The sequence below is a fragment of the Bradyrhizobium xenonodulans genome (assembly GCF_027594865.1).
GTDB lineage: Bacteria > Pseudomonadota > Alphaproteobacteria > Rhizobiales > Xanthobacteraceae > Bradyrhizobium > Bradyrhizobium xenonodulans.
Window position 1 is genome coordinate 4,334,035 of record NZ_CP089391.1, and the last position, 22,194, is coordinate 4,356,228.

The 22,194-nt window shown below is 65.5% G+C and carries 22 protein-coding genes and 1 pseudogene; 15 read left to right on the plus strand and 8 right to left on the minus strand.

What is annotated here, in order from left to right; all coding sequences use genetic code 11:
* Nucleotides 1-56: 56 nt before the first annotated feature.
* A complete protein-coding gene (locus I3J27_RS20380; protein ID WP_247558227.1) occupies nt 57-383 on the minus strand; it encodes an NIPSNAP family protein in 327 nt (108 codons plus the stop codon).
* 193 nt (nt 384-576) lie between these two features.
* Between I3J27_RS20380 and I3J27_RS20385 the strand changes: the two genes are divergently transcribed.
* The 3 genes from I3J27_RS20385 (at nt 577) to I3J27_RS20395 (ending at nt 3,360) form a co-directional block, all read left to right on the plus strand.
* Nucleotides 577-1,251 carry a response regulator gene (locus I3J27_RS20385; protein WP_270160237.1) on the plus strand — a complete coding sequence of 225 codons (675 nt, stop codon included), beginning with the start codon at nt 577-579 and terminating at the stop codon, nt 1,249-1,251.
* Complete coding sequence (locus tag I3J27_RS20390; RefSeq protein ID WP_270160238.1) at nt 1,248-2,624, plus strand: sensor histidine kinase; 1,377 nt, start codon at nt 1,248-1,250, stop codon at nt 2,622-2,624. The genes I3J27_RS20385 and I3J27_RS20390 overlap by 4 nt, the downstream gene beginning before the upstream one ends.
* Before the next feature lie 112 nt (nt 2,625-2,736).
* Nucleotides 2,737-3,360: a class I SAM-dependent methyltransferase gene (locus tag I3J27_RS20395; RefSeq protein WP_270160239.1), complete on the plus strand. Its 624-nt coding sequence runs from the start codon at nt 2,737-2,739 to the stop codon at nt 3,358-3,360.
* An 8-nt stretch (nt 3,361-3,368) separates the two neighbouring features.
* On the opposite strand, the gene pyrG is transcribed toward I3J27_RS20395, so the two are convergent.
* The 3 genes from pyrG to tpiA all read right to left on the minus strand — a co-directional run bounded on the left by pyrG (nt 3,369) and on the right by tpiA (nt 6,448).
* Nucleotides 3,369-5,000 (minus strand): CTP synthase, encoded by a 1,632-nt coding sequence (gene pyrG, locus I3J27_RS20400; protein ID WP_270160240.1) that lies wholly within the window; start codon nt 4,998-5,000, stop codon nt 3,369-3,371.
* A 166-nt stretch (nt 5,001-5,166) separates the two neighbouring features.
* On the minus strand, nt 5,167-5,553 hold the full coding sequence (gene secG, locus I3J27_RS20405) for a preprotein translocase subunit SecG (protein WP_270160241.1): 387 nt from the start codon (nt 5,551-5,553) through the stop codon (nt 5,167-5,169).
* 139 nt (nt 5,554-5,692) lie between these two features.
* Nucleotides 5,693-6,448 carry a triose-phosphate isomerase gene (tpiA, locus tag I3J27_RS20410; RefSeq protein WP_270160242.1) on the minus strand — a complete coding sequence of 252 codons (756 nt, stop codon included), beginning with the start codon at nt 6,446-6,448 and terminating at the stop codon, nt 5,693-5,695.
* Nucleotides 6,449-6,666: 218 nt separating this feature from the next.
* On the opposite strand from tpiA, the gene I3J27_RS20415 reads away from it, so the two are divergent.
* From I3J27_RS20415 to moaC, 4 genes are read left to right on the plus strand one after another with little or no spacing between them, the layout of a single operon-like run.
* Complete coding sequence (locus tag I3J27_RS20415; protein WP_270160243.1) at nt 6,667-8,565, plus strand: SurA N-terminal domain-containing protein; 1,899 nt, start codon at nt 6,667-6,669, stop codon at nt 8,563-8,565.
* A 14-nt stretch (nt 8,566-8,579) separates the two neighbouring features.
* Nucleotides 8,580-9,593, plus strand: coding sequence for an anthranilate phosphoribosyltransferase (gene trpD, locus I3J27_RS20420; RefSeq protein WP_270160244.1), 1,014 nt, complete (start codon nt 8,580-8,582; stop codon nt 9,591-9,593).
* 7 nt (nt 9,594-9,600) lie between these two features.
* Nucleotides 9,601-10,422 carry an indole-3-glycerol phosphate synthase TrpC gene (gene trpC, locus I3J27_RS20425; RefSeq protein WP_270160245.1) on the plus strand — a complete coding sequence of 274 codons (822 nt, stop codon included), beginning with the start codon at nt 9,601-9,603 and terminating at the stop codon, nt 10,420-10,422.
* 1 nt (nt 10,423) lies between these two features.
* Complete coding sequence (moaC, locus tag I3J27_RS20430) at nt 10,424-10,939, plus strand: cyclic pyranopterin monophosphate synthase MoaC (protein ID WP_270160246.1); 516 nt, start codon at nt 10,424-10,426, stop codon at nt 10,937-10,939.
* 7 nt (nt 10,940-10,946) lie between these two features.
* Here moaC and I3J27_RS20435 read toward each other — a convergent pair whose 3' ends face one another.
* Nucleotides 10,947-11,111, minus strand: a complete 165-nt coding sequence (locus I3J27_RS20435) for a Flp family type IVb pilin (protein WP_270160247.1) — start codon at nt 11,109-11,111, stop codon at nt 10,947-10,949.
* A gap of 313 nt (nt 11,112-11,424) precedes the next feature.
* Between I3J27_RS20435 and I3J27_RS20440 the strand changes: the two genes are divergently transcribed.
* The 3 genes and pseudogenes from I3J27_RS20440 (at nt 11,425) to I3J27_RS20450 (ending at nt 15,222) form a co-directional block, all read left to right on the plus strand.
* A complete protein-coding gene (locus I3J27_RS20440; RefSeq protein ID WP_270160248.1) occupies nt 11,425-14,145 on the plus strand; it encodes a bifunctional diguanylate cyclase/phosphodiesterase in 2,721 nt (906 codons plus the stop codon).
* A gap of 327 nt (nt 14,146-14,472) precedes the next feature.
* A pseudogene (locus I3J27_RS20445) lies at nt 14,473-14,921 on the plus strand (SDR family NAD(P)-dependent oxidoreductase); the annotation flags it as partial.
* A 73-nt stretch (nt 14,922-14,994) separates the two neighbouring features.
* Nucleotides 14,995-15,222, plus strand: a complete 228-nt coding sequence (locus I3J27_RS20450; protein WP_270173035.1) for a hypothetical protein — start codon at nt 14,995-14,997, stop codon at nt 15,220-15,222.
* Nucleotides 15,223-15,313: 91 nt separating this feature from the next.
* Here I3J27_RS20450 and I3J27_RS20455 read toward each other — a convergent pair whose 3' ends face one another.
* Nucleotides 15,314-16,651 carry a S41 family peptidase gene (locus I3J27_RS20455; RefSeq protein WP_270160249.1) on the minus strand — a complete coding sequence of 446 codons (1,338 nt, stop codon included), beginning with the start codon at nt 16,649-16,651 and terminating at the stop codon, nt 15,314-15,316.
* A 308-nt stretch (nt 16,652-16,959) separates the two neighbouring features.
* Between I3J27_RS20455 and I3J27_RS20460 the strand changes: the two genes are divergently transcribed.
* The 3 genes from I3J27_RS20460 (at nt 16,960) to I3J27_RS20470 (ending at nt 19,099) form a co-directional block, all read left to right on the plus strand.
* The gene (locus I3J27_RS20460; RefSeq protein WP_270160250.1) at nt 16,960-18,093 is read left to right on the plus strand and encodes an alpha-hydroxy acid oxidase; all 1,134 of its coding nucleotides are present in this window, start codon (nt 16,960-16,962) and stop codon (nt 18,091-18,093) included.
* An 8-nt stretch (nt 18,094-18,101) separates the two neighbouring features.
* Nucleotides 18,102-18,734, plus strand: a complete 633-nt coding sequence (locus tag I3J27_RS20465) for an HAD family hydrolase (RefSeq protein ID WP_270160251.1) — start codon at nt 18,102-18,104, stop codon at nt 18,732-18,734.
* Between the two features lie 170 nt (nt 18,735-18,904).
* Nucleotides 18,905-19,099, plus strand: coding sequence for a hypothetical protein (locus tag I3J27_RS20470; RefSeq protein WP_270160252.1), 195 nt, complete (start codon nt 18,905-18,907; stop codon nt 19,097-19,099).
* 99 nt (nt 19,100-19,198) lie between these two features.
* Here the strand turns inward: I3J27_RS20470 and I3J27_RS20475 are convergent, their stop codons facing one another.
* Together I3J27_RS20475 and I3J27_RS20480 are read right to left on the minus strand one after the other, a co-directional pair.
* Nucleotides 19,199-19,492, minus strand: coding sequence for a type II toxin-antitoxin system RelE/ParE family toxin (locus tag I3J27_RS20475; RefSeq protein WP_270160253.1), 294 nt, complete (start codon nt 19,490-19,492; stop codon nt 19,199-19,201).
* Complete coding sequence (locus tag I3J27_RS20480) at nt 19,489-19,716, minus strand: hypothetical protein (protein WP_270160254.1); 228 nt, start codon at nt 19,714-19,716, stop codon at nt 19,489-19,491. Before I3J27_RS20480 ends, I3J27_RS20475 begins: the two co-directional genes overlap by 4 nt.
* A 133-nt stretch (nt 19,717-19,849) precedes the next feature.
* Here I3J27_RS20480 and I3J27_RS20485 point away from each other — a divergent pair, with 133 nt between their 5' ends.
* Nucleotides 19,850-21,061: a molybdopterin molybdotransferase MoeA gene (locus tag I3J27_RS20485; protein WP_270160255.1), complete on the plus strand. Its 1,212-nt coding sequence runs from the start codon at nt 19,850-19,852 to the stop codon at nt 21,059-21,061.
* A 176-nt stretch (nt 21,062-21,237) separates the two neighbouring features.
* Complete coding sequence (gene lexA, locus I3J27_RS20490) at nt 21,238-21,939, plus strand: transcriptional repressor LexA (protein WP_027559402.1); 702 nt, start codon at nt 21,238-21,240, stop codon at nt 21,937-21,939.
* Nucleotides 21,940-22,194 lie beyond the last annotated feature (255 nt).

Consider the following 22,194-nt stretch of genomic DNA (forward strand, 5'->3'; position numbering starts at 1 on the left):
ACCAGGCCGCTCGAATATCAGGGTTGCGCCAGGGTTCCCCGTCGCGCCGGAGATCGCTATTTGACCGCTGAGAAGGCGGTCGGCGTCAGGATCTGGCTGACGATGTTGCCGACGATCTGGCCATCGGCTTCGCTCTCGGCACGCGCCTTCATCCAGTCCGGGTCGGTCATGAACGCGCCCCACTTCTTCTCGCGTTCGGCGAGCGAGTCCCAGGCCAGGAAATAGGTCAGTTCCTGGTTGGATTCACCGATCAGCGTGGTGAAGAACCCGGCTTGCTTGATGCCGTGCTTCTCCCAGATCTTCAGCGTGGCGGTCTCGAACCGCTTCAAGAGCGCCGGCAGTCGACCCGGCACGCAACGATAGATGCGCATTTCGTAGATCATTGTTGTTTTCCTCCCTGAGGTCGGGCGGTTATAGCGATCGGCCATGACGCTGTCTTGAGCCCTTCCCGGCCGCCCCTGTGGCGTTTTGCGCATGGCTGGGCGGGCTTCGGAAACGCGCCGCGTCCGGCTCCCGCAATGCTGCCGCAATGATCGGGCCGCTAGAAGGGCTCAGCTGCGGTTCAGGTGCCCGATCATGCGGATTTTACTCGTCGAGGATGAGGCGGAGATGGCGGGGGCGCTGGCCTCGGCGCTGAAGCGCTACGACATGGTGGTGGACCATGCCCCTACTCTTGCCGAGGCGGAGGAGGCCATTTCCGCCGATGTCCATGCCGCCGTCCTGCTCGACCGCCAGCTCCCGGACGGTGACGGCCTCGCTTTGATCCCAAAGCTTCGCGCGCGCGCCGACGGCGTGCCGATCATCGTTCTGACCGCGCGCGGCGAACTCGCCGACCGCATCGCCGGGCTCGACAGCGGCGCCGATGATTATCTGGCCAAGCCGTTCGCAGTCGAGGAGTTGCTCGCGCGTCTGCGTGCGGTGCTGCGACGGCCCGCCGGCTTGTCGCCGGAAATCGTCCGTGCCGGCCGCCTCGCCTTCGACGTCGGTCATCGCGAGGCCAGCATCGACAGCCAGCCGTTCGAGCTGCCGCGGCGCGAGTTGCTGGTGCTCGAAGCCCTGATCCGCCGCATGGGCCGCACCGTGCTGCGCTCGGCGCTGGAAGAGGCCGTCTACAATTTCGACGACGAGATCCAGTCGAACGCGCTCGACACGCACGTCTCGCGGCTGCGCCGCAAGCTCGCCGAGGCGGATGCCGGCGTGGAGATCCACGGCATCCGCGGCGTTGGCTATCTCCTGAAAAAACTACCATGAGCGCGCATAACGATCCCTATTGCCTGCGCTCGCGGCTGAGCTGGCGCCTGCTCTCGCTTCAGGCCGCAATTCTCGTCGCGCTGATTGCGGTCGTCCTCGCCGGGCTCTGCGCATTCGGTTTCACGCTCGCCGAGCGGGACGAGGATCGCGTGATCGAAATCGTGCAGCGCGTGCTCGGGCGGGACGCGCAAGGTGAATTGACATTGCGGCCAACGTCCGAGCTGAAGCAGTTGCGCAGCGAGACACCCGACCTCTGGTTCCTGGTGCGCGACCGACAGGGGCGTTCGCTCAGCGAAGGCACGGTGCCGGCGGAATTCGCCGCGATCGGCGGCGGCCTCGACCAGATCAGCCAGGCGCGGCTCGGCTGGCAGATGTTCGAGGACGATCCGCGCAAGCCGGCGGCGCGGCTGAAGCGGGTCGACACCGACGCCGGCAATGTGCAAATCATCACGGCGACGCAGGGACGATTGACCGGCGCCAAGGCGCTGTTCATGACGTCACTTGCCTTCCTCGGCATCGCCCTGCCCGGCCTGCTGCTGATGGGCACGGCGACCTTCATCGCGACACCGATGATCGTGCAGCGCGCGTTCAGGGGTCTCGACACCACGGCGGACGAGGCGCGCCGCATCGACATCCATCAACGCGGCGCGCGCCTGTCAGTGACGCAGATTCCGCTCGAAGTCGTGCCGCTCGTGACCGCAATCAACGACGCGCTGGCGCGGCTCGACCAGGGCTATGCCCGCCACAAGCGCTTCGTTGCCGACGCCGCACACGAGTTGCGGACGCCGATCGCCATCCTGAACACGCGACTGGAATCGCTTGCCCCGGGTCCGGACAAGACTCGCCTGCTGGAAGATGCAGCACGGCTCGCAACACTGGCCGAGCAATTGCTCGATATCCAGCGGCTCGACCGCTGCGGCCATCCCTTCACGAAGGTCGATCTCGTCGCGGTTGCGCAAGGTGTCGCCGCCGACCTCGCACCGCTGGCGATTGCCGCCGGCTACGAGCTCGCGCTCGATGCGCCGGAGACACCGATCGAGACGATCGGCGATGCGGCGGCCCTGGAACGCGCACTGACCAATCTCGTGCAGAATGCGATCCAGCATGGCCCTCGCCGCGGCACGATCGGCATTCGCGTCAGCAGACCCACGAGCATCGAGGTCACCGATGAAGGCGCCGGCATTCCGGCCGATCAGCGCGAACAGATCTTCGAGCCGTTCTACCGGTTGACGCCGCTCGATCGCGGGGCCGGCCTCGGCCTCAACATGGTGCGTGAGATCGTGCTGCTGCATGGCGGCCAGGTCTCGGTGGCAGACGGGCTGGATGGCGGGGCCTGCTTCAGGATGACGCTGCCGCCGATGCGACAGAGTTGATTCAATCTGCATCCGCCTCTGGCAGCGCAATGCTGTCGCAATGCGCTCCCGCGACACTGCATCCGTCTCACCTCTGAAATTGCGAGGTGCAAACCAAGATGCCGGAGTGCGCATGCCCAACGATTTTCTTTCGTTCTTCCTGTCCTGGATGTCGTCCCCGCGCCAGGTCGGCGCAATCGCCCCATCGGGTGCGGCGCTCGCCGATCTGATCACGCGTGAGATCAGCGCAGCGACAGGTCCGGTCCTCGAGCTCGGTCCCGGTACCGGCGCGTTCACCTACAAGCTCCTCAAACGCGGCGTCCGGCCGCGGGATCTCACGCTGATCGAATACGGCTCCGACTTCATGAAGCTGCTGCAAATGCGATTTCCCGGCGCGCGCGTGCTGTGGATGGATGCGGCGCGGCTGGCGGCCGAGCGTCTCTACGACGGCGCGCCCGTCGGCGCCGTGGTGAGCGGCCTGCCGCTGCTCAACATGTCGACGCGCAAGGTGATCTCGATCGTCGGCGGCGCCTTCAGCCACGTCCGCCCGGGCGGCGCCTTCTACCAATTCACGTATGGGATGAGCTGCCCGGTGCCGCGCCCCGTGCTCGACCGGCTGGGCCTGCGTGCAAAGCTCGTGGACCGCGCCCTGCTGAACGTGCCGCCCGCGGCCGTCTACAAGCTGACGCGGCGGCCGCAGATGAAGCTCATCGCGGGATCGGTTGCGCGGGAGGCTTCAACACCGGTCGCCGCGTAAGCGGATTGCTACACCAGCCGCGATTGCACCATCGCCGCCTGGATGAACGAGGCGAACAGCGGATGCGGCTCGAAGGGCCGCGACTTCAGCTCGGGGTGGAACTGGACGCCGATGAACCAGGGGTGATCCTCGTACTCGACGATCTCCGGCAGCACGCCGTCGGGCGACAGGCCGGAGAATTTCAGCCCGTGCTGCTCGAGGCGGTCCTTGTAGGCGGTGTTGACCTCGTAGCGGTGGCGGTGGCGCTCGGAAATCTCGGTGGCGCCGCCATAGACCTGCGAGACGCGGCTGCCGCGATTGAGCGCCGCGGGATAGGCGCCGAGACGCATCGTGCCGCCGAGGTCGCCGGCCTTGGAGCGCTTCTCGAGCTCGTTGCCGCGCAGCCATTCCGTCATCAAGCCGACCAGCGGCTCCTTGGTCGGGCCGAACTCGGTGGAATTGGCGTCCTCGATGCCGACGAGGTTTCGCGCCGCCTCGATCACCGCCATCTGCATGCCGAAGCAGATGCCGAAATACGGCACGTCGCGCTCGCGCGCGAACTGCGCCGCGCGGATCTTGCCCTCGGCGCCGCGCTGGCCGAAGCCGCCGGGCACCAGGATGCCGTTGACGTGTTCGAGGAACGGCGCCGGATCTTCCTTCTCGAAGATCTCGCTCTCGATCCAGTCGAGATTGACCTTCACCTTGTTGGCGATGCCGCCATGCGAGAGCGCCTCGATCAGCGACTTATACGCATCCTTCATGCCGGTGTACTTGCCGACGATGGCGATGGTGACGTTGCCTTCGGGATTGCGAATGCGCTCGTTGATCTGCTGCCAGCTGCGCAGCTCCGGCGGAATCCGCGCCCCGATGCCGAAGGCGGCGAGCACTTCATCGTCGAGGCCCGCATTGTGATAGGCCTCAGGGACGGCGTAGATGCTGTCGGCGTCGCGCGCCTCGATCACGGCACTTTCGCGCACGTTGCAGAACAGGCCGAGCTTGCGCCGCTCCTCCTTCGGAATCTCGCGATCGGTGCGGCAGAGCAGGATGTCCGGCTGGATGCCGATCGAGCGCAGCTCCTTGACCGAGTGCTGCGTCGGCTTGGTCTTCAATTCGCCGGCGCTCGGAATGTAAGGCAGCAGCGTCAGGTGGATGTAGATGGCGTGATCGCGCGGCAGCTCGTTCTTGAGCTGGCGGATCGCCTCGAAGAACGGCAGGCCCTCGATGTCGCCGACGGTGCCGCCGATCTCGACCAGCACGAAGTCGTAATCGTCATTGCCGTCGAGGACGAATTCCTTGATGGCATTGGTGACGTGCGGAACCACCTGGATGGTCGCGCCGAGATAATCGCCGCGGCGCTCCTTGGAGATGATGTCCTGGTAGATGCGTCCCGTCGTGATGTTGTCGGCCTTGGTCGCTGGCCGGCCCGTGAAGCGCTCATAGTGACCGAGATCGAGATCGGTCTCCGCGCCGTCATCGGTCACGAACACTTCGCCGTGCTGATACGGCGACATCGTTCCGGGATCGAGGTTGAGATAGGGGTCGAGCTTGCGGAGGCGGACCTTGTAGCCCCGGGATTGCAACAGGGCACCCAGTGCCGCTGAAGCCAGACCCTTGCCGAGCGAAGAAACCACGCCGCCGGTGATGAATATGTACCGCGCCATGGGACCTAACCTCTAATCCCTCGAATTCGATTCGCCAAAGCGATTCGTATTCCGCCCCAAAGATTCTGCGGGCCTGTGGGTGAGCCAAAACTAAGAGTGGTGACAGTGCCTTGATGGGGATTGTTGATGCGGGGCGCTAGGAGCCGCCCTGCATGGCCCCCCTGCTTTATTGCGAGCGAGGCACTTGCGGGCCGCTCGGTGCCGGCGCCTGCTGCTGCTCGTCGGCCTTCTTCAGCGAATCCAGGATGCCGCCCGAGGTCGGCGGCGCGATCGGCGATCCGCCAGCCGGCTGGCCCTGCGAGGCTGGCTGTCCAATGATCGACGAGGGCGCGCGGCTGTAGCCGGCGTGCCAGGACAGGAACAGGCTGGTCAGGAAGAACCCGGCGGCGAGGATCGCGGTCGTCCGCGTCAAAAGGTTCGCGGTGCCGCGGCTCGACATGAAGCCCGCGCCTCCGCCCATGCCGAGGCCGCCGCCTTCCGACTTCTGGAGCAGGACGGCGCCGATCATGACGGCGACGATCATGAGGTGGATGACGATGACAACGGTCTGCATAGTGCCCTTCCGTCACAAGCGGGCGGCGCCTGACGGCGGCCGATCGCGCTTCGCGGGTTTTCCTGAAGTTGCGCGGTGTTACACGATCGGACCGGCCATTGCCACCCCCGATCGGCTCCAGACCAACGGTTTGGATTAGCTAGGGACAGCCCTTCGCAATCGCAAGGAAATCGGCCGCCTTCAGGCTGGCGCCACCGACCAGCGCGCCGTTGACGTTCTTGACCGCCATCAGCTCGGCCGCATTCGAGGGCTTGACCGAGCCGCCGTACAGGATGCGCATCCTGGCGCCGTCCGCCTTGAACCGGGAGGTCAAAAGCTCGCGGATAAAGCCATGAATTTGCTCGACATCCTGGGCCGTGGGGGTCAGGCCCGTGCCGATCGCCCAGACCGGCTCATAGGCCACGATCAGGTTGGCGGCGGTCGAGGCGTCCGGGAGCGAGCCGTCGAGCTGGCCACGCAGGATGTCCAGGGTCTGGCCGGCATCGCGCTGGCCTTGCGTCTCACCGATGCAGACGATCGCGATGACCCCGGCGCGCCAGGCGGCCTCGGCCTTCTGCCGGATCAGGGCATCGCCCTCGCCGTGGTCGGCGCGACGCTCGGAATGGCCGACGATGATGGCGGTCGCGCCCGCATCTGCCAGCATTTCGGCGGCGATATCGCCGGTATGGGCGCCGGAGGCCTTGGGATGGCAGTCCTGCGCCCCCACCGCGACCTTCTTGGCGCGCGCCTTGTCCGCAAAGGCCGCGATCAGCGTCGCCGGCGGGCAGACCAGCAGGTCGGCCTTTCCGGCCACATCTGCCGCACCATTGAGCATGGCGTCGAATTCGGCAGTCGAGCCCTTCAGCCCGTTCATTTTCCAATTGCCGGCGATCAGCGGTCGGATGGCGTCGGTCATGTCAATTTCCAGCAAAATGAGGTTTGTGCATGCGCTAGCAGAGCTGTCGCGGCAGTTCCAGAGGGGCTTTTAACCGCAGCCGCGAGCGCCTGCGTGACCTGAGGTTGCGGGGGGAAAGCCGCCACTTTATGATGATTGATCAATTTGGTGACGCGCTTTTGCGGAATCTGCATTAAGACGCGCTCCCGATCCCCTCCTGACCAAACAAGTTGGACCAAATGCTTCGAGGAATGCGCAAGGCCTCATCAAACTGGCTCGGCAAGACCATCATGGCCATCGTGATGGGCGTGTTGATCATCAGTTTCGGCATTTGGGGCATCGCCGACATCTTCAAGGGCTTTGGGCAGTCCACGGTCGCCAAGGTCGGCGGCACCGAGATTTCGCTGAACGAGTTCCGCCAGATCTACACCGACCGCCTCCAGCAGATCGGCCGCCAGTTCGGCCGGCCGCTGACGCCCGACCAGGCCCGTGCCTTCGGTCTCGACCGCCAGGTGCTGCAGCAGACGATCGCGGAGGCCGCGCTCGACGAAGAGGCACGCCGGCTCGGGCTCGGGCAGTCCGACGAACAGATCCGCCAGTTCATCATGAGCGACCCCAACTTCAAGGGTGTCGGCGGCAGCTTCGATGCGAACCGCTTCCAGTCCGTGATCCGCAATTTCGGCTACACCGAGCAGCGCTACGTCTCCGAGCAGCGCAAGGTGTCGCTGCGCCGGCAGATCACCGGCACGATCGGCGCCGGCCTGGAGCCGCCAAAGGCGATGATCGACGTGCTGACGCGCTTTCAGAACGAGCAGCGCGCGCTCGAATTCGTCAAGCTCGACGCCGCGCAGGCAGGCCAGATCGACGCTCCCTCGCCCGAAGCGCTCGCCGCCTATTTCGAGGATCACAAGGTCCAGTTCCGCGCGCCCGAATATCGCAAGATCTCCTTCGTCGTGGTCTCGCCGGAAGAGATCGGCAAATGGTCCGAGGTCTCGGACGAGGACGCCAGGAAGGCGTTCGATCAGCGCAAGGACCGGCTCGGCACCCCGGAGAAGCGACAGATCCGGCAACTCGTGTTTCCCAACGCCACCGAGGCGCAGGCCGCGCGCGAGCGTCTTGCCGGCGGAATGTCGTTCGAGGACCTCGGCAAGGAGCGCGGGCTGAGCGCGTCCGACGTCGACCTCGGGCTCGTGACCAAATCCTCGCTCGATGCCGCGGTCGGAACTGCCGCCTTCGCGCTGCCCGCGGGCGAGATCAGCCAGCCGATCCAGGGCGCTCTCGGCACCTCGATCGTCAAGGTCGACAAGATCGAGCCGGGCAAGGAAGCTGAATACGCCAGCCTTGCCGGCGACATCAAGCGCGAGATCGCCACCGAGCGCGCGCGCGTCAAGGTCGCCGATCTCCGCGACAAGATGGAAGACGAGCGCGGCGGCGGCGCCAGCGTGATCGACGCGGCACAGAAGCTCGGCCTCGCTGCCGTGACCATCGACGCCGTCGACCGCTCCGGCCGCGCTCCGAACGGCCAGCCCGTCTCCAGCGTCCCGCAGGGCCTCGACGTCGTGTCGCAGGCCTTCAACACCGATGTCGGCGTCGACAACGACTCGATCTCGTTCAAGGGCGGCTACGTCTGGTACGACGTGCTCGCCATCACGCCCTCGCGCGACCGCAATCTCGACGAGGTCCGCGACCAAGTCGAGGCGCGCTGGCGCCAGGATCAGATCGCGGCCAAGCTGAAGACCAAGGCGACCGAGATGGTGCAGAAGCTCGAAGCAGGCGGCAAGCTCGCTGACGAGGCCGCCGCGATCAACGCCAAGGTCGAGACCGCGAGCGGCTTCAAGCGCGACGACTCACCCGCCGGCGTGCCCGCCAACGTCGTCTCGGCCACCTTCCGCACCGCCAAGGACGGGGTCGGACAGACCGCCGTCAACGGCGGCAGCGAGGTGATCGTGTTCCGCGTCACCGACATCGTCGAGCCCGCGGCCGACGCCGCGTCCGACGCGGTGAAGAAGCTGAAGGACAGCCTCGACCGCGCGCTGACCGACGAGCAGGTCGCCTCCTATGTCAGCAAGCTTCAAACCGACATCGGGACCACCATTAATCAGGCCGCCTTCGCGCAGGTGACCGGCGCGAACCAGTGAGTTGAAAGCACGCGATGGACGACCTGAAATCGATCATTGGAAAAGTGGCGACCGGCGCCAGCCTGTCGCGTGAGGAAGCTGCTTCCGCCTTCGACGCCATGATGTCCGGCGAGGCCACGCCCTCGCAGATGGGCGGCCTCCTGATGGCGCTGCGGGTCCGCGGCGAGACCGTCGACGAGATCACCGGCGCGGTTGCGGCGATGCGCTCCAAAATGCTCACAGTCGAGGCGCCCGCGGACGCCGTCGACATCGTCGGCACCGGCGGGGACGGCTCCGGCTCGGTTAACGTCTCGACCTGCGCCGCCTTCATCGTTGCAGGCACCGGCCTGCCGGTCGCCAAGCATGGCAACCGCGCGCTGTCGTCGCGCTCGGGCGCGGCCGACGTGCTGGCCTCGCTCGGCGTGAAGATCGATCTGAGGCCCGAGCAGGTCGGCCGCTGCGTGCTCGAATGCGGCATCGGCTTCATGTTCGCCCCTGCGCATCATCCCGCCATGAAGAACGTCGGCCCGACCCGGGTCGAGCTCGCCACGCGCACGATCTTCAACTTGCTCGGCCCCCTGTCCAACCCGGCCGGCGTGAAGCGGCAAATGGTCGGCGTGTTCTCGCGGCAATGGGTGCAGCCGCTGGCGCAGGTGCTGAAGAACCTCGGCTCCGAATCCGCCTGGGTCGTCCACGGCTCCGACGGCCTCGACGAGATCACCCTCACCGGCCCGACCTTCGTCTCGGCACTCCATAATGGCGAGATCCGGAATTTCGAGATCACGCCGGAGGACGCGGGCCTCTCCCGCTGCGAGCCCGGCGCGCTGAAGGGCGGTGACGCCGACGCCAATGCGGTCGCGCTGCAGAGCGTGCTCGGCGGCAAGCCGAGCCCCTATCGCGACGTCGCGCTGATCAATGCCGCCGCCGCGCTGGTCGTGGCCGGACGCGCCAAGGATCTCAAGGAAGGTGTGGCGATCGGCGCAAAATCGCTCGACAGCGGCGCGGCAAGCGCGCGGCTGAAGCACCTGATCGCGGTCTCGAACGGCTGAGCCTGACATGTCGGATATCCTGACCAAGATCGAAGCCTACAAGCGCGAAGAGATCGCCGCCGCGAGGCGCGCGCAGCCGCTGTCGGACGTCGAGGCCAAGGCCAAGGCACAAGCCGCACCGCGCGGCTTCGCGCGCGCGATCAAGACTAAGCACGCCAAGGGCGACTACGCGCTGATCGCCGAGGTCAAGAAAGCCTCGCCGTCGAAAGGGCTGATCCGCGCCGATTTCGATCCGCCGCTGCTCGCCAAGGCCTATGAGGCCGGCGGCGCGGCCTGCCTGTCGGTGCTGACCGACACGCCGTCGTTCCAGGGCCATCTCGACTTCATGGTGGCGGCACGCGCGGCAACCTCGCTGCCGGTGCTGCGCAAGGACTTCATGTTCGACACCTATCAGGTGACCGAAGCGCGCGCGCATGGCGCCGACTGCATCCTGATCATCATGGCCGCGCTCGACGATGCCACCGCCAAAGACCTCGAAGACGCCGCCCTTGCCTACGGCATGGACGTGCTGATCGAGATCCACGACCGCGCCGAGCTCGACCGGGCGCTGAAGCTGCGTTCACCGATGATCGGCGTCAACAACCGCAACTTACGCACCTTCGAGACCACGCTCGCGACCAGCGAGACGCTGGCGCCGCTGATCCCCGCGGACCGGCTGATGGTCGGCGAGAGCGGCATCTTCACGCCCGCCGATCTCGCCCGGCTCGAGCGTGTCGGCATGTCGACCTTTCTGGTCGGCGAGAGCCTGATGCGGCAGGCCGATATTACCGCCGCCACGCGCACCTTGCTCACGCGCGAACCAACGGCCCGCGCCGCGGGCACGCGCTGACATGGCGCGCAAGTCGACGACGCCAAAGCCATCGAAAAAGGCCGGCCCCGCCCTCACCCATATCGGCGCCTCCGGCGAGGCGCGCATGGTCGACGTATCGGAGAAGCCCGCCACCGAACGGCTTGCGGTCGCCGAAGGCCGTGTCATCATGACCAAAGCGACGCTTGATCTGATCGTCTCGGGCAACGCCAAGAAGGGCGACGTGCTCGGCACCGCACGCATCGCCGGCATCATGGCCGCCAAGCGCACCTCGGAGCTGATCCCGCTCTGTCATCCGCTCGCACTGTCGAAGGTCACGGTCGACATCGCGCCCGACGCAAAGCTGCCGGGCTGCCTCGTTCGCGCCAGCGTGAAGGTGACGGGGCCGACCGGCGTCGAAATGGAGGCGCTCACGGCCGTCTCGGTCGCCTGTCTCACCATCTACGACATGATCAAGGCGGTGGAACGCGGCGTGCGCATCGAGGGCATCCATCTCGTCGAGAAACTCGGCGGCAAGTCCGGCCACTATCGGGCCTGAGCGCGCCTCACTTCAGCGAAGAGCTGATCGACCCGAATTTCGCACTGAGCTTGCTGCCCATGCCGTTCACGACGGTGATGATCGCAAGCGCGATGCCCGCTGCGATCAGCCCGTATTCGATTGCGGTTGCGCCGGACTCGTCGGCGAGGAAATTCTTCAAAGCGTTCTTCATGACCAGCGTCCTTTCTGCGTCGTTGCGGAGACGCTCGCAATCCGTGTGCCAATGCGGCTTTGAGGATCACCAACACCTTAGATGGTTAAGCTCTGGTTGATCATCGCGATGGCCGGCAGGAATTGACCGGCATCGCGGCAGCCTGCGGCAATTCCTGCATGCCGCCCGTCCCGGGCGTCGATCGCTTTTGATCATTGGCGTTCATGTTGCATTAACTGCGCTTCCTAACTTTGCTTCCACACCGCTCCCGTAAACCAACGGATGCTTTCGGGGCCAGGAATTGACCCTGACGTGTGTCCGGCAATGAACCAGCATGACGATGAAATTCGGCAGTCGCCTCTTTGACCAGGCCTTCGTGCGCAGCGGACCGGTCCGCTGGCTGGTGGCGGGCGGCACGCTGCTGATCGCCGCGATCGCCATCGGCTCGGTCCTGATGGCGCAGAATTTCCGGGAGCGCGCGCTGCGCAACAGCGGACGCGAGCTGGAAAACACCGTGCTGCTGCTCGCCCATCATTTCGACCAGCAATTGCAGGATTTCGCGGTCATCCAGAAGGATTTCGTCGACTACGCGCGTTCGTCCGGCGTAGCCAGCGCGGAGGATTTCCGCAGGCGCCTCTCCGGCCAGGACATCCACCGGATGCTGCGTTCGAAGATCGAGGCTCTGCCTTACATCGGCGGCGTCAATGTCATCGACGCCGACGGCAATCTGATCAATTCGTCGACGGCCTGGCCTGCGCCGAAAGTGAACGTGGCCGACCGCGCCTATTTTCGCACCTTCAAATACGACCCCTACTCACCAGACGTGCTGATCGAGCCGCTGCACAGCCGGATCTCCGGCGAGTGGACGATCCTGATCGTGCGCAGGATCGTCGGACCGAACGGCGAATTCATGGGCGTGGTCGGACGCGGCATCGAGCCGGCCAATTTCGAGAAATTCTTCGAGACCGTCGTGCTCGGCGAAGGCGCAACGATCTCCATGCTGCATCGCGACGGCACCCTGCTCGCCCGCTATCCCCATTCCAGCGAATTGATGGGCAGGAATTTCAAGACCGGCCCGTTCGCGCATCAGAGGGTCTTCGGGCTCGACCATTTCGCCGGGCGCTTCATCAGTCCGCTCGACGGCGACGACCGGCTGATCTCCTCGCGCGCGCTGCCCCACTTCCCGATCCTGATGATGGCCACTACGACGCGCGCGGCCGCCCTGACCGACTGGCGCGAGCAGATCGGCATGCTGATCTCGGTCGCCGGCGCCTCCGCGCTCGCCATCGCGGGCGTGCTGATCGCGATCGTGCGCAAGCTGCTGGAGCAGCACCGCGCCTCCCGCGAACGGCTGACGCTGGAGAAGCTGCGCCTCGACCGCGCCGTCAACAACATGACGCAAGGCCTTTTGCTGTTCGACGCCGAGCAGCGGCTCGTGGTCTGCAACCAGCGCTACATCGAGATCTACGGACTGTCGGCCGAGGTCGTGAAGCCCGGCTCCAGCTTCCACGACATCATCGCCCATCGCAAGGCGACGGGCTCGTTCACCGGCGACGTCGACAATTACGTGACGCGCGTACTGCACGACATCCATGTGCGCAACTCCATGGTGGTCAGCACCTCTGACGGCCGTTCGATCCAGATTCTCAACGAACCGCTCGCCGACGGCGGCTGGGTTGCGACCCACGAAGACATCACCGAGCGCCGGCGCATCGAGGAGCGCATCACCCATCTCGCCCATTTCGATGCTCTGACCGACCTGCCCAACCGCGCCCTGTTCCACGAGCATCTGCGCGACGCGCTGGCCGCCATCGCCCCCGGGCAGGAGCTCGCGGTGCACTACATCGACATCGACGAATTCAAGGGCGTCAACGACGCGCTCGGCCATCTCGTCGGTGACGAGCTGTTGAAATCGGTAGCGCAGACTCTGCGCCATTGCGCGGGTCCGGCGGACTTCGTGGCGCGGCTCGGCGGCGACGAATTCGCCATCGTGCAGGGCGCGGTGACGTCGCTGGAGCAGGTCAGCGACCTCGTCGCACGGGTGTTCGAGGCCATCCGCACACCGTTCGACTGCATGGGCCATCATCTCACCACCGACGCCAGCATCGGCATTGCGCTGGCGCCGGAACACGGCACGGCGCTCGACCAGATCCTGAAGAACGCGGACATGGCGATGTACGCCGCCAAGGCCGCCGGACGCCGGACCTATCGCTTCTTCGAGCCGGAGATGGATGCCAAGGTGCACGAGCGCAGGCAGCTCGAGATCGACCTGCGCCACGCCATCGCCCATGGTGGGCTCGAAGTCTATTACCAGCCCTGCCTCAGTCTGAAGGACGACCGCATCACCGGCTGCGAGGCGCTGGTGCGCTGGCGCCATTCCGAGCGCGGCATGGTCTCGCCGGCCGAATTCATCCCGATCGCCGAGGACACCGGCCTGATCAACGAGATCGGCGAATGGGTGCTGGCGACCGCCTGCCGGGACGCAGCGAGCTGGCCCGACGACATCCGCCTCGCGGTCAACGTCTCGCCGGTGCAGTTCAAGAGCGGCACGCTGGCACTGAAGATCATGGCCGCGCTCGCCGCATCCAACTTGCCGGCAAGCCGGCTCGAGCTCGAGATCACCGAAGCCGTGCTGATCCGCGACGACGACACGGCATTGGCGATCCTGCACCAGCTCCGCGCCATCGGCGTGCGCATCGCGCTCGACGATTTCGGCACCGGCTACTCGTCGCTGAGCTATCTGCACCGCTTCCCGTTCGACAAGATCAAGATCGACCGCTGCTTCGTCAACGACATCGCTGGCCCCGACGGCTCCGCCAGCATCGTCCAGGCCGTGGTCAATCTGGCAACGGCCCGCCGCATGACCACCACGGCCGAGGGCGTCGAAACCGAGGAGCAGCAGCGCCTGCTCCGCGCGCTCGGCTGCTCCGAGATGCAGGGCTATCTGTTCAGCGCAGCGAAGCCCGCCGACAAGATGCTGGAGCTGTTCGCGCTGCATCGCAGCCGTCTGGCCCGGCGCGAAGGCGCGGAGAGCCTCCGCCGCGAGGCAGGCTAGCTCTTACGGACGGGCCGATCCTTCCGGCTTGACGATAACGACCGGCCCGGATATTTCGATGCTTGCAGCTCCCGAAGCGGCGCTGCCGTAGGCGTTACCGTCATCCAACGCGTCCTTTGTCGAGAGGATCCCGGCTGGGAGTTCTCGATTCACGAGACGCCACGGTCATGCCCTCACTCTCCCTGTTTGCGACTGCTCATCCGTTCAAGACGTCACCTCCGGCGAAGCTGACGCGCGCCGGAATGTTTGCCGTCTTCCCCGGGTTGCCCGCCGCTGGGGTTTCCAAGGTTGCTGTGGCCTCAACTCCATTGAGAGGCGACCATGAAGATGACTGGCAACACGATCCTCGTCACCGGCGCGACCAGCGGCATCGGCCGCGCGCTGGCCGAGGCTTTCCACGATCGCGGCAATCGCGTCATTGTCACGGGGCGGCGGCAGGCCCTGCTCGACCAGATCATTGCTGAACGCCCCGGCCTGATCGGCCTGCCGCTCGACCTCGACGATCCCTTCAGCCTGCTGCGCCTGTCAGCCGAGGTCCGCGCGCGCTTCCGGGGCTCAACGTGCTGGTCGCCAACGCCGGCATCTCGCGTCCGGAGGACATGACCGCGGACGGCTGGGATGCGTCGGATGCAGAAGCCACCGTCGAGACCAATATTCTCGGCGTGCTACGCATGACGGCGGCGTTTCTGCCGGTCCTGAAAGGGCAGCCGAACGCGACGATCATGGCGACCAGCTCGAACCTCGCCTTCGTGCCCCGCGCCGACTTCCCGGCCTACTGTGCCAGCAAGGCGTTCCTGCACTCCTGGCTCCAGGCGCTGCGGCACCAGCTCCGCAAGATCCCCGGTCGAGGTGCTGGAGCTCGCACCGCCCTATGTGCAGACCGCGCTCACCGGCGCACAGCAGGCCAACGACGCGCGCGCCATGCCGCTTGCTGCCTACATCGCGGAGGTCATGCAATTGCTGGAGCTGCGGGTTCATCCCCGCGACGAAGTGCTGGTCGAACGCGACCGCGCCCGGCGCTGGGCCGAGCGCGACGGCCGCTATGAGGCGACGTTCGCGGCGATGAACCCGAGCTGAGACGGCGTCCCAAAACGAAATCGCCCGGGAGCGACGATGCACTCCCGGGCGATCGATATCTCGAAGTCCCAAGGCCCCGAAGTCCCAAGGCTTAGTTCGGCACCGCGGCCTTCGGCGCGGGCTTTGCAGCCACGGCGTTCCCAGTCTGGCCGTGCAGGAAGTCGTAGGCCGTATGCAGGGCCTTGTCGTCCTTCTCTTCGGGCGGAACGTAGGACTGCGATCCGGTCTGCTCGGTGCCGTCGGCGGCCTGCAGATGCCCGCGCATCTGGGATTCCGCCATGGTGTCCATCCGGCCCTTCAGCTCCGGCGGAATGTCCTGGAGGATCTCGATGTCGGGCGCGATGCCCTGGGCCTGGATCGAGCGGCCCGACGGCGTGTAGTAGCGCGCCGTGGTGAGCGCCAGCGCGCCGTTGCCGGCGCCGAGCGGAATGATGGTCTGCACCGAGCCCTTGCCGAACGAGCGCGTACCGATGATGGTCGCGCGCTTGTGGTCGTGCAGTGCGCCGGCCACGATCTCGGAGGCTGAAGCCGACCCGCCGTTGACCAGAACCACCAACGGCTTGCCCTTGGTGAGGTCGCCGCCACGCGCGGTGAAACGCTGGGTCTCTTCCGGATTGCGGCCGCGGGTCGAGACGACCTCGCCGCGCGGAAGGAATGCGCTCGACACGGACACGGCCTGGTCGAGCAGTCCGCCCGGATTGTTGCGCAGGTCCACCACATAGCCGGCGAGCTTCTCCGGCGGAACGTCCTTCGAGATCGAGGCGATCGCCTTCTTCAGGCCGTCGGTGGTCTGCTCGTTGAACGAGGTGACACGGATGTAGCCGATGTCGCCGTTCTCGACGTGGAAGCGCACCGGACGCACATGGATGATCTCGCGCTTGATCGCGACATCGAGCGGGGCGTCGGCGCCCTTGCGCACGATGGTGAGCTTGGTCTGGGTGTCGACCGGGCCCTTCATCTTGTTGACGGCCTGCTCGAGCGTCATGCCCTGCACGGCCTCGCCGTCGATCTTGCTGATGAGGTCGCCGGACATGAGGCCCGCCTTCGAGGCCGGCGTGTCGTCGATCGGCGAGACGACCTTGACCAGGCCCTCCTCCATCGTGACCTCGATGCCGAGGCCGCCGAACTCGCCGGAGGTGGTCTCCTGCATCTCGGTCCAGGCCTTGTCGTTCATGTAGCGCGAATGCGGATCGAGCGAGGTCACCATGCCGGTGATCGCGCCCTCGATCAGCTTGGAATTGTCGGGCTTCTCGACATAGCTCGCCTTCACCCGCTCGAACACTTCGCCGAACAGATTGAGCTTGGAATAGGCATCATCCGCGCTCGCCGCCGCCCGTGCCGCCCAGACTCCGCCGTGCGGACTGGCTACCAGAAGGGTCAGACACGCTCCCGTGAGCGCGCCCAGGGGGAACAGCAGGGTTTTCCGCATGGATAGGCTGGCCTTCTTGCTCGGAGCTTGGCTTTGGGCTTGGGAGGCGCCATGCAAATGGCGATCCAGCCCGCTGTTCACAATACCATTCGGGTTTCTTCAAGGCCGGGACGTCACGCTGGCGGGTTCACCGTAAAAATCCCTTCGTCCGGGCCTAAACTTTTGGCAACGTTCCGAAACCGTTTCGCGCAAAGCGGGAATCGGTCGGCCCGCCCCCTGCCTTGCAGCTATGCGATTTTATGATGGTTTTGGAGGTCCGGACGCGATAGGCGATGGCAATAAGGCTTCAAATTCTCGGGAGGACAACAATGAACGAAGCGCCCCGCATCCAGCCGGAAAGGAACGTTGAACTCGGCGCCAGCACCGAGCCGTTCCAGAATCTGCACGAATTCATCCGGAAAGCGCGCGCCAACCTCAACCAGAACGCCTGGGATTACATTGTCGGTGCCGCCGAGACCGAGACCACGATGCGCCGCAACCGCATGGCGCTGGACGAGATCGCCTTCCGCCCGCGCGTGCTGCGCGACGTCCGCAAGGTCGACGGCTCGGTCGAGCAGTTCGGCCGCAAGATGCGCCTTCCCGTGGTGCTCGCCCCCGTCGGCGCGCTCGAGATCTTCGATCCGGACGGCGCGGCAAGCGTCGCGCGCGCCGCCGGCACCTTCGGTGCGGCGCACATGCTGAGCTCGGTGTCGGAGCCTGGTCTCGAAAAGACCGCCGAGGCCGCCCCCGATGCCATGCGCTTCTACCAGCTCTACGTCCGCGGTGACGACGCCTTCGTCGCCGACGTCGTCGCCAGGAGCGAGAAGAACGCCTATGCCGCGTTCTGCCTGACCGTCGACACCGCCCATTACAGCCGTCGCGAACGTGACATCGCCAAGCGCTACGTTCGCGAAAGCCGCCTGCGCGCCACCGGCGGCGACTACCAGAAGGGCCTGGAGTGGCGGACCGTGCAAATGGTCAAGGACAGGTTCAAGATCCCGCTGATCATCAAGGGCATCGCCACCGCCGAGGACGCGCAGATTGCGATCGATCACGGCGTCGAGTGGATCTATGTCTCCAACCATGGCGGTCGCCAGCTCGATCACGGCCGCGGCGCCATGCACGTGCTGCCCGAGATCGTCGATGCCGTGAAGGGCCGCGCAAAAATCATGGTCGATGGCGGCTTCTGCCGCGGCACCGACATCGTCAAGGCGATCGCCGCGGGCGCGGACATGGTCGGCATCGGCCGGCTGCAATGCTGGGCCCTGGCGGCGGCCGGCGAAGCCGGTGTGACGCGGATGCTGGAGCTGCTCGAGGACGAGGTGCTGCGCTGCCTCGGCCTGTTGGGCGCGACCTCCTTCGCCGAGGTCAACAAGTCCTGCCTGCACCCCGCGACCGCGACCAATGCGCCGAGCGTCTTCAGCGCGTTCCCGCTGTTCGACCACGAGCCATATCGATACTGAGTGAAAGGATGCAGGTGACCTCGCTCTCTCCCGGCAGCGCGGACGCGCTTCTGTTCGATCTCGGGCGCGTGGTGCTCGATATCGATTTCTCCAAGGCGATCGCCTGCTGGGCGGGACATGCCGGCTGCGAACCCGAATCCATCGTCGCGCGCTACGTGCGTGACAGCGAGGCCTATCGGCTGCACGAGGTCGGCAAGCTCAGCGACGAGGATTATTTCGCCTCACTGCGCGCCTCGCTCGGGATCGGTATTTCGGACGCACAGTTCCTGGAGGGCTGGAACGCGATCTTCACGGGCGAGATGCCCGACATCGCCGAGCTGTTGCCGCGCGCGGCAAAGCAGATGCCGCTCTATGCCTTCTCCAACACCAACGGGCCGCATGTGGACTATTTCTCGAAGCAATATGCCGGCCTGCTCGACCATTTCAGCGAGCTGTATCTGTCGTCCAGCATCGGCCTGCGCAAACCCGATGCGGAGGCATTCGACCATGTCGTGGCCGCGATCGGCGTGCCGGCAAACCGCATCGTGTTCTTCGACGATCTCGCCGAGAACGTCGAAGGAGCGCGGTCGCGCGGCCTGACCGCGGTGCACGTGACCTCAGCCCGCGACGTCGGGAACGCCCTGAAGGCGCTCGGAATCTGATCCCTGGCCGGCGATCTGCCAGGCTGCCGGCCGACGACGTCCGGAACTATTTCCCCCGGGGGGAAGCGAGGAACCAAAACCCTCTGTGCATTTTTATAGAAAGTTCCGGGAACGAATGCCCGCCCCAGGACTCATGAGTCCGTTGGGAATTCTACATCGGACTTATCATCGTGTTGGGCAAAACCTACCTCACCAAGCAGGCCTCCCTGCTGATGAAATTCGCCAGAACCACCTCGGATTCTGAGCTTTCTGCCAAGCTGATCAGCAAGGCCGCCGACCTGAAATCCCAGGCCGATCCTATGCCTGACAGGGATCAAGGCCCCGCAGCGCCGGACGTCAGTCCGTACAAGCAGCCGGAGACCTGATCGATGCTGGCCGTGGCTCTCGTCTTTCTCGTCCTCGCCATGGCCATCCTCATACCGGTCTGTCTCGCCTTCCGGATCATGCCGCGGACTTGATGCCCTTCAAGCGTCCGAATGCTCCCAGTCCCGCGCGGGATGCTGGATCGTAAGAATGACGACTTCGCCGGCTTCCTCGTCCATCGTGTAATAGACCAGATAAGGGTATCGCCGCGTCACCAGCTTGCGTACGCCCTCGACCTTCTGCGGTCTCCCAAGCCGTGGGAAGCGAACGAGATTCTGAAGGGATTCAAGGATCGCGGCGCGCACGCGCAATGCGCCTTGCGGGCTGTGCTCTCGAACATAGCCGGCAATACTGATCAGATCTTGCGTCGCGCGCGGTGTGAACCGGAGCTTCATCGCTCGAAGCGGCGGAACGCGGCTTCGACCTCGGCATCGGATGAAAACTGCCGGAGATTAGCTTGCGCGAGCCCCTCAAGGACCGCCGGAAGATGATCGGGATCGATCTCCTCAGGCTCCCCTGCGTTGCCGGTCAAAGCCAGCATCGCGCGCGCGACCTCGTCCTGTCCATCCGCAGGAAGCTGCCGCACGGCTTGCAGAGCTTTTTCGAGCAGTTTTGTCATCGAGGCAAAGATAAGCTCAACGGGTGCCAAAGGGAAGTGTAGCGCGGTAAGCGATTCCCGCCCCGTTTTGCTTCGGCTCCTCCACTCGGCTAGAACTCAACCACGACACCTTCGATTTGTGGGAGTTTCACCCGTGGCCCTCATGCCGGTTTCCGACGCGCTCGCCGCGGTGCTCGCCGGCGCGGAGCCGCTGCCTGAAGAGATGGTAGCTCTCGACCAGGCCTTCCATCGCGTGCTCGCGCGCGACGTCGCGGCGCGGCGCACGCAGCCGCCGCAGGCGATGTCGGCGATGGACGGCTATGCGGTGCGCGCGGCCGACGCTGCAAAGATCGATTCCCAGCTCAACGTGATCGGCGAAGTCGCGGCGGGCCGGCCGTTCGCCGGATCGGTCGGCACCGGCGAAGCGGTGCGGATCTTCACTGGCGGCGTCGTTCCCGATGGCGCCGACGCGGTCGTGATCCAGGAGGACACGGTTGTCGACGCCAAGCGCATCACGATCAAGGAAGCCGCGGTGCCAGGACGGCACATCCGGCCCGCCGGCGTCGACTTCCGCGAGGGCGACGTGCTCCTGCGCAAGGGCAGCCGTCTCACCGAGCGCGACCTCGCCCTCGCCGCGGGCATGAACCACCCGCACCTCGCCGTCCACCGCCTTCCCAAGGTCGCGATCCTCGCCACCGGTGACGAGCTGGTGATGCCGGGCTCGACGCCCGGTCACGGCCAGATCGTCTATTCCAACGGCTACGCCCTGCACGCGCTCGCCCGCAGCGAGGGCGCGGATACCGTCGACCTCGGTATTGCCGCCGACACGCTGGAGGCCACCACGGCCGGCATCCGCCGCGCCCGCGAAAGCGGCGCCGACATCCTGATCACGACCGGCGGCGCCTCGGTCGGCGACCACGATCTGGTGCAGCAGGCGCTGAGGGACGAAGGTATCTCGATGGCGTTCTGGAAGATCGCGATGCGGCCGGGCAAGCCGATGATGAACGGGCAGCTCGGGGCGATGCGCGTGATCGGCCTGCCCGGCAATCCGGTGTCGTCCTACGTGTGCAGTTTCCTGTTTCTCGTCCCGCTGATTCGTGCGCTGTCGGGTCGCTCAGTGATTCATCATCGCCGCGAGCGCGCCGTGCTCGGCCGCGACGTCGGCGCCAATGATCAGCGCGAGGATTATCTGCGGGCGCGCCTGGAGATGCGCGACGACGGCGCGCTGATTGCTGTTCCGGTCAATCACCAGGATTCCTCGCTGCTTGCAAATCTCGCTGCGGCACAGGCACTTCTCGTGCGCGCACCATTCGCACCGAAAGCCGAGGCCGGCACGCCTTGCGAGGTGTTGCGACTGCCCGTCTGAACGCTTCGTTCGCGTGCGTTCCGCGAACTTTGTCGCGTTCACGGTAAATTAAGCAGTTGCGGAACATGTATCGAACATATAGTGTCCGTTCATGATTTGTTTCGAGGATGTAGCGGCTTATCGCTGAATTCATCGTCTCGGAATCGAACGACATCAACCGGGGGATTTTGGTCGAGATGTTAACGCGCAAACAATACGAGCTCCTGCGGTTCATCAGCGAACGGCTGAAGGAAAGCGGCGTGCCGCCCTCCTTCGACGAGATGAAGGACGCGCTCGACCTGCGCTCGAAGTCGGGCATCCATCGCCTGATCACCGCGCTCGAGGAGCGCGGCTTCATTCGCCGCCTGCCCAACCGCGCCCGCGCCATCGAGGTGATCAAGCTGCCCGAGCTTCAGGCGGCCGCCGGCAACCGTCGCGGCTTCACGCCGAGCGTCATCGAGGGCAATCTCGGCAAGGTGCGGACGACCTCCAGCCCGCCCGCCGACGAGGGCGAGCGCCCTGTCGCGGTGCCCGTCATGGGCCGGATTGCGGCCGGCACGCCGATCGAGGCCTTGCAGACCCGCAGCCACACCATCAGCGTCCCGCCCGACATGCTCGGCTCGGGCGAGCATTACGCGCTCGAAGTGCGCGGCGATTCCATGGTGGAGGCCGGCATCCTCGACGGCGACATGGCGCTGATCCAGCGCAACGAGAGCGCCGACACCGGCGACATCGTGGTGGCGCTGATCGACGACGAGGAAGCGACCCTGAAGCGCTTCCGCCGCCGCGGCGCCTCGATCGCGCTCGAGCCCGCCAATGCAGCCTATGAGGTCCGCATCCTGCCGCCCAACCGGGTGAAGATCCAGGGCAAGCTGATCGGGCTGTACCGGAAGTACTGATGGCGAGGGTACCTCGTATTGGAGGTACTTGGTTATCGCAGGTACTTGGTATCGAAGGTACTTGGTATCGAAGGTACTTGGTATCGAAGGTATTTGGTATCGAAGGTATTTGGCGCGATCGACGATCGCCCTCAACGATTGGAGCGGATGATTGTCCGCTCCCGCTGGATAGTCTTTCTGGTTTCGCGCAGATTATCCGGCCGCTCCTCCGGCGCTAGATCCTCGGCACGCCGCACGAAGCAAGCGTTGCTTCGC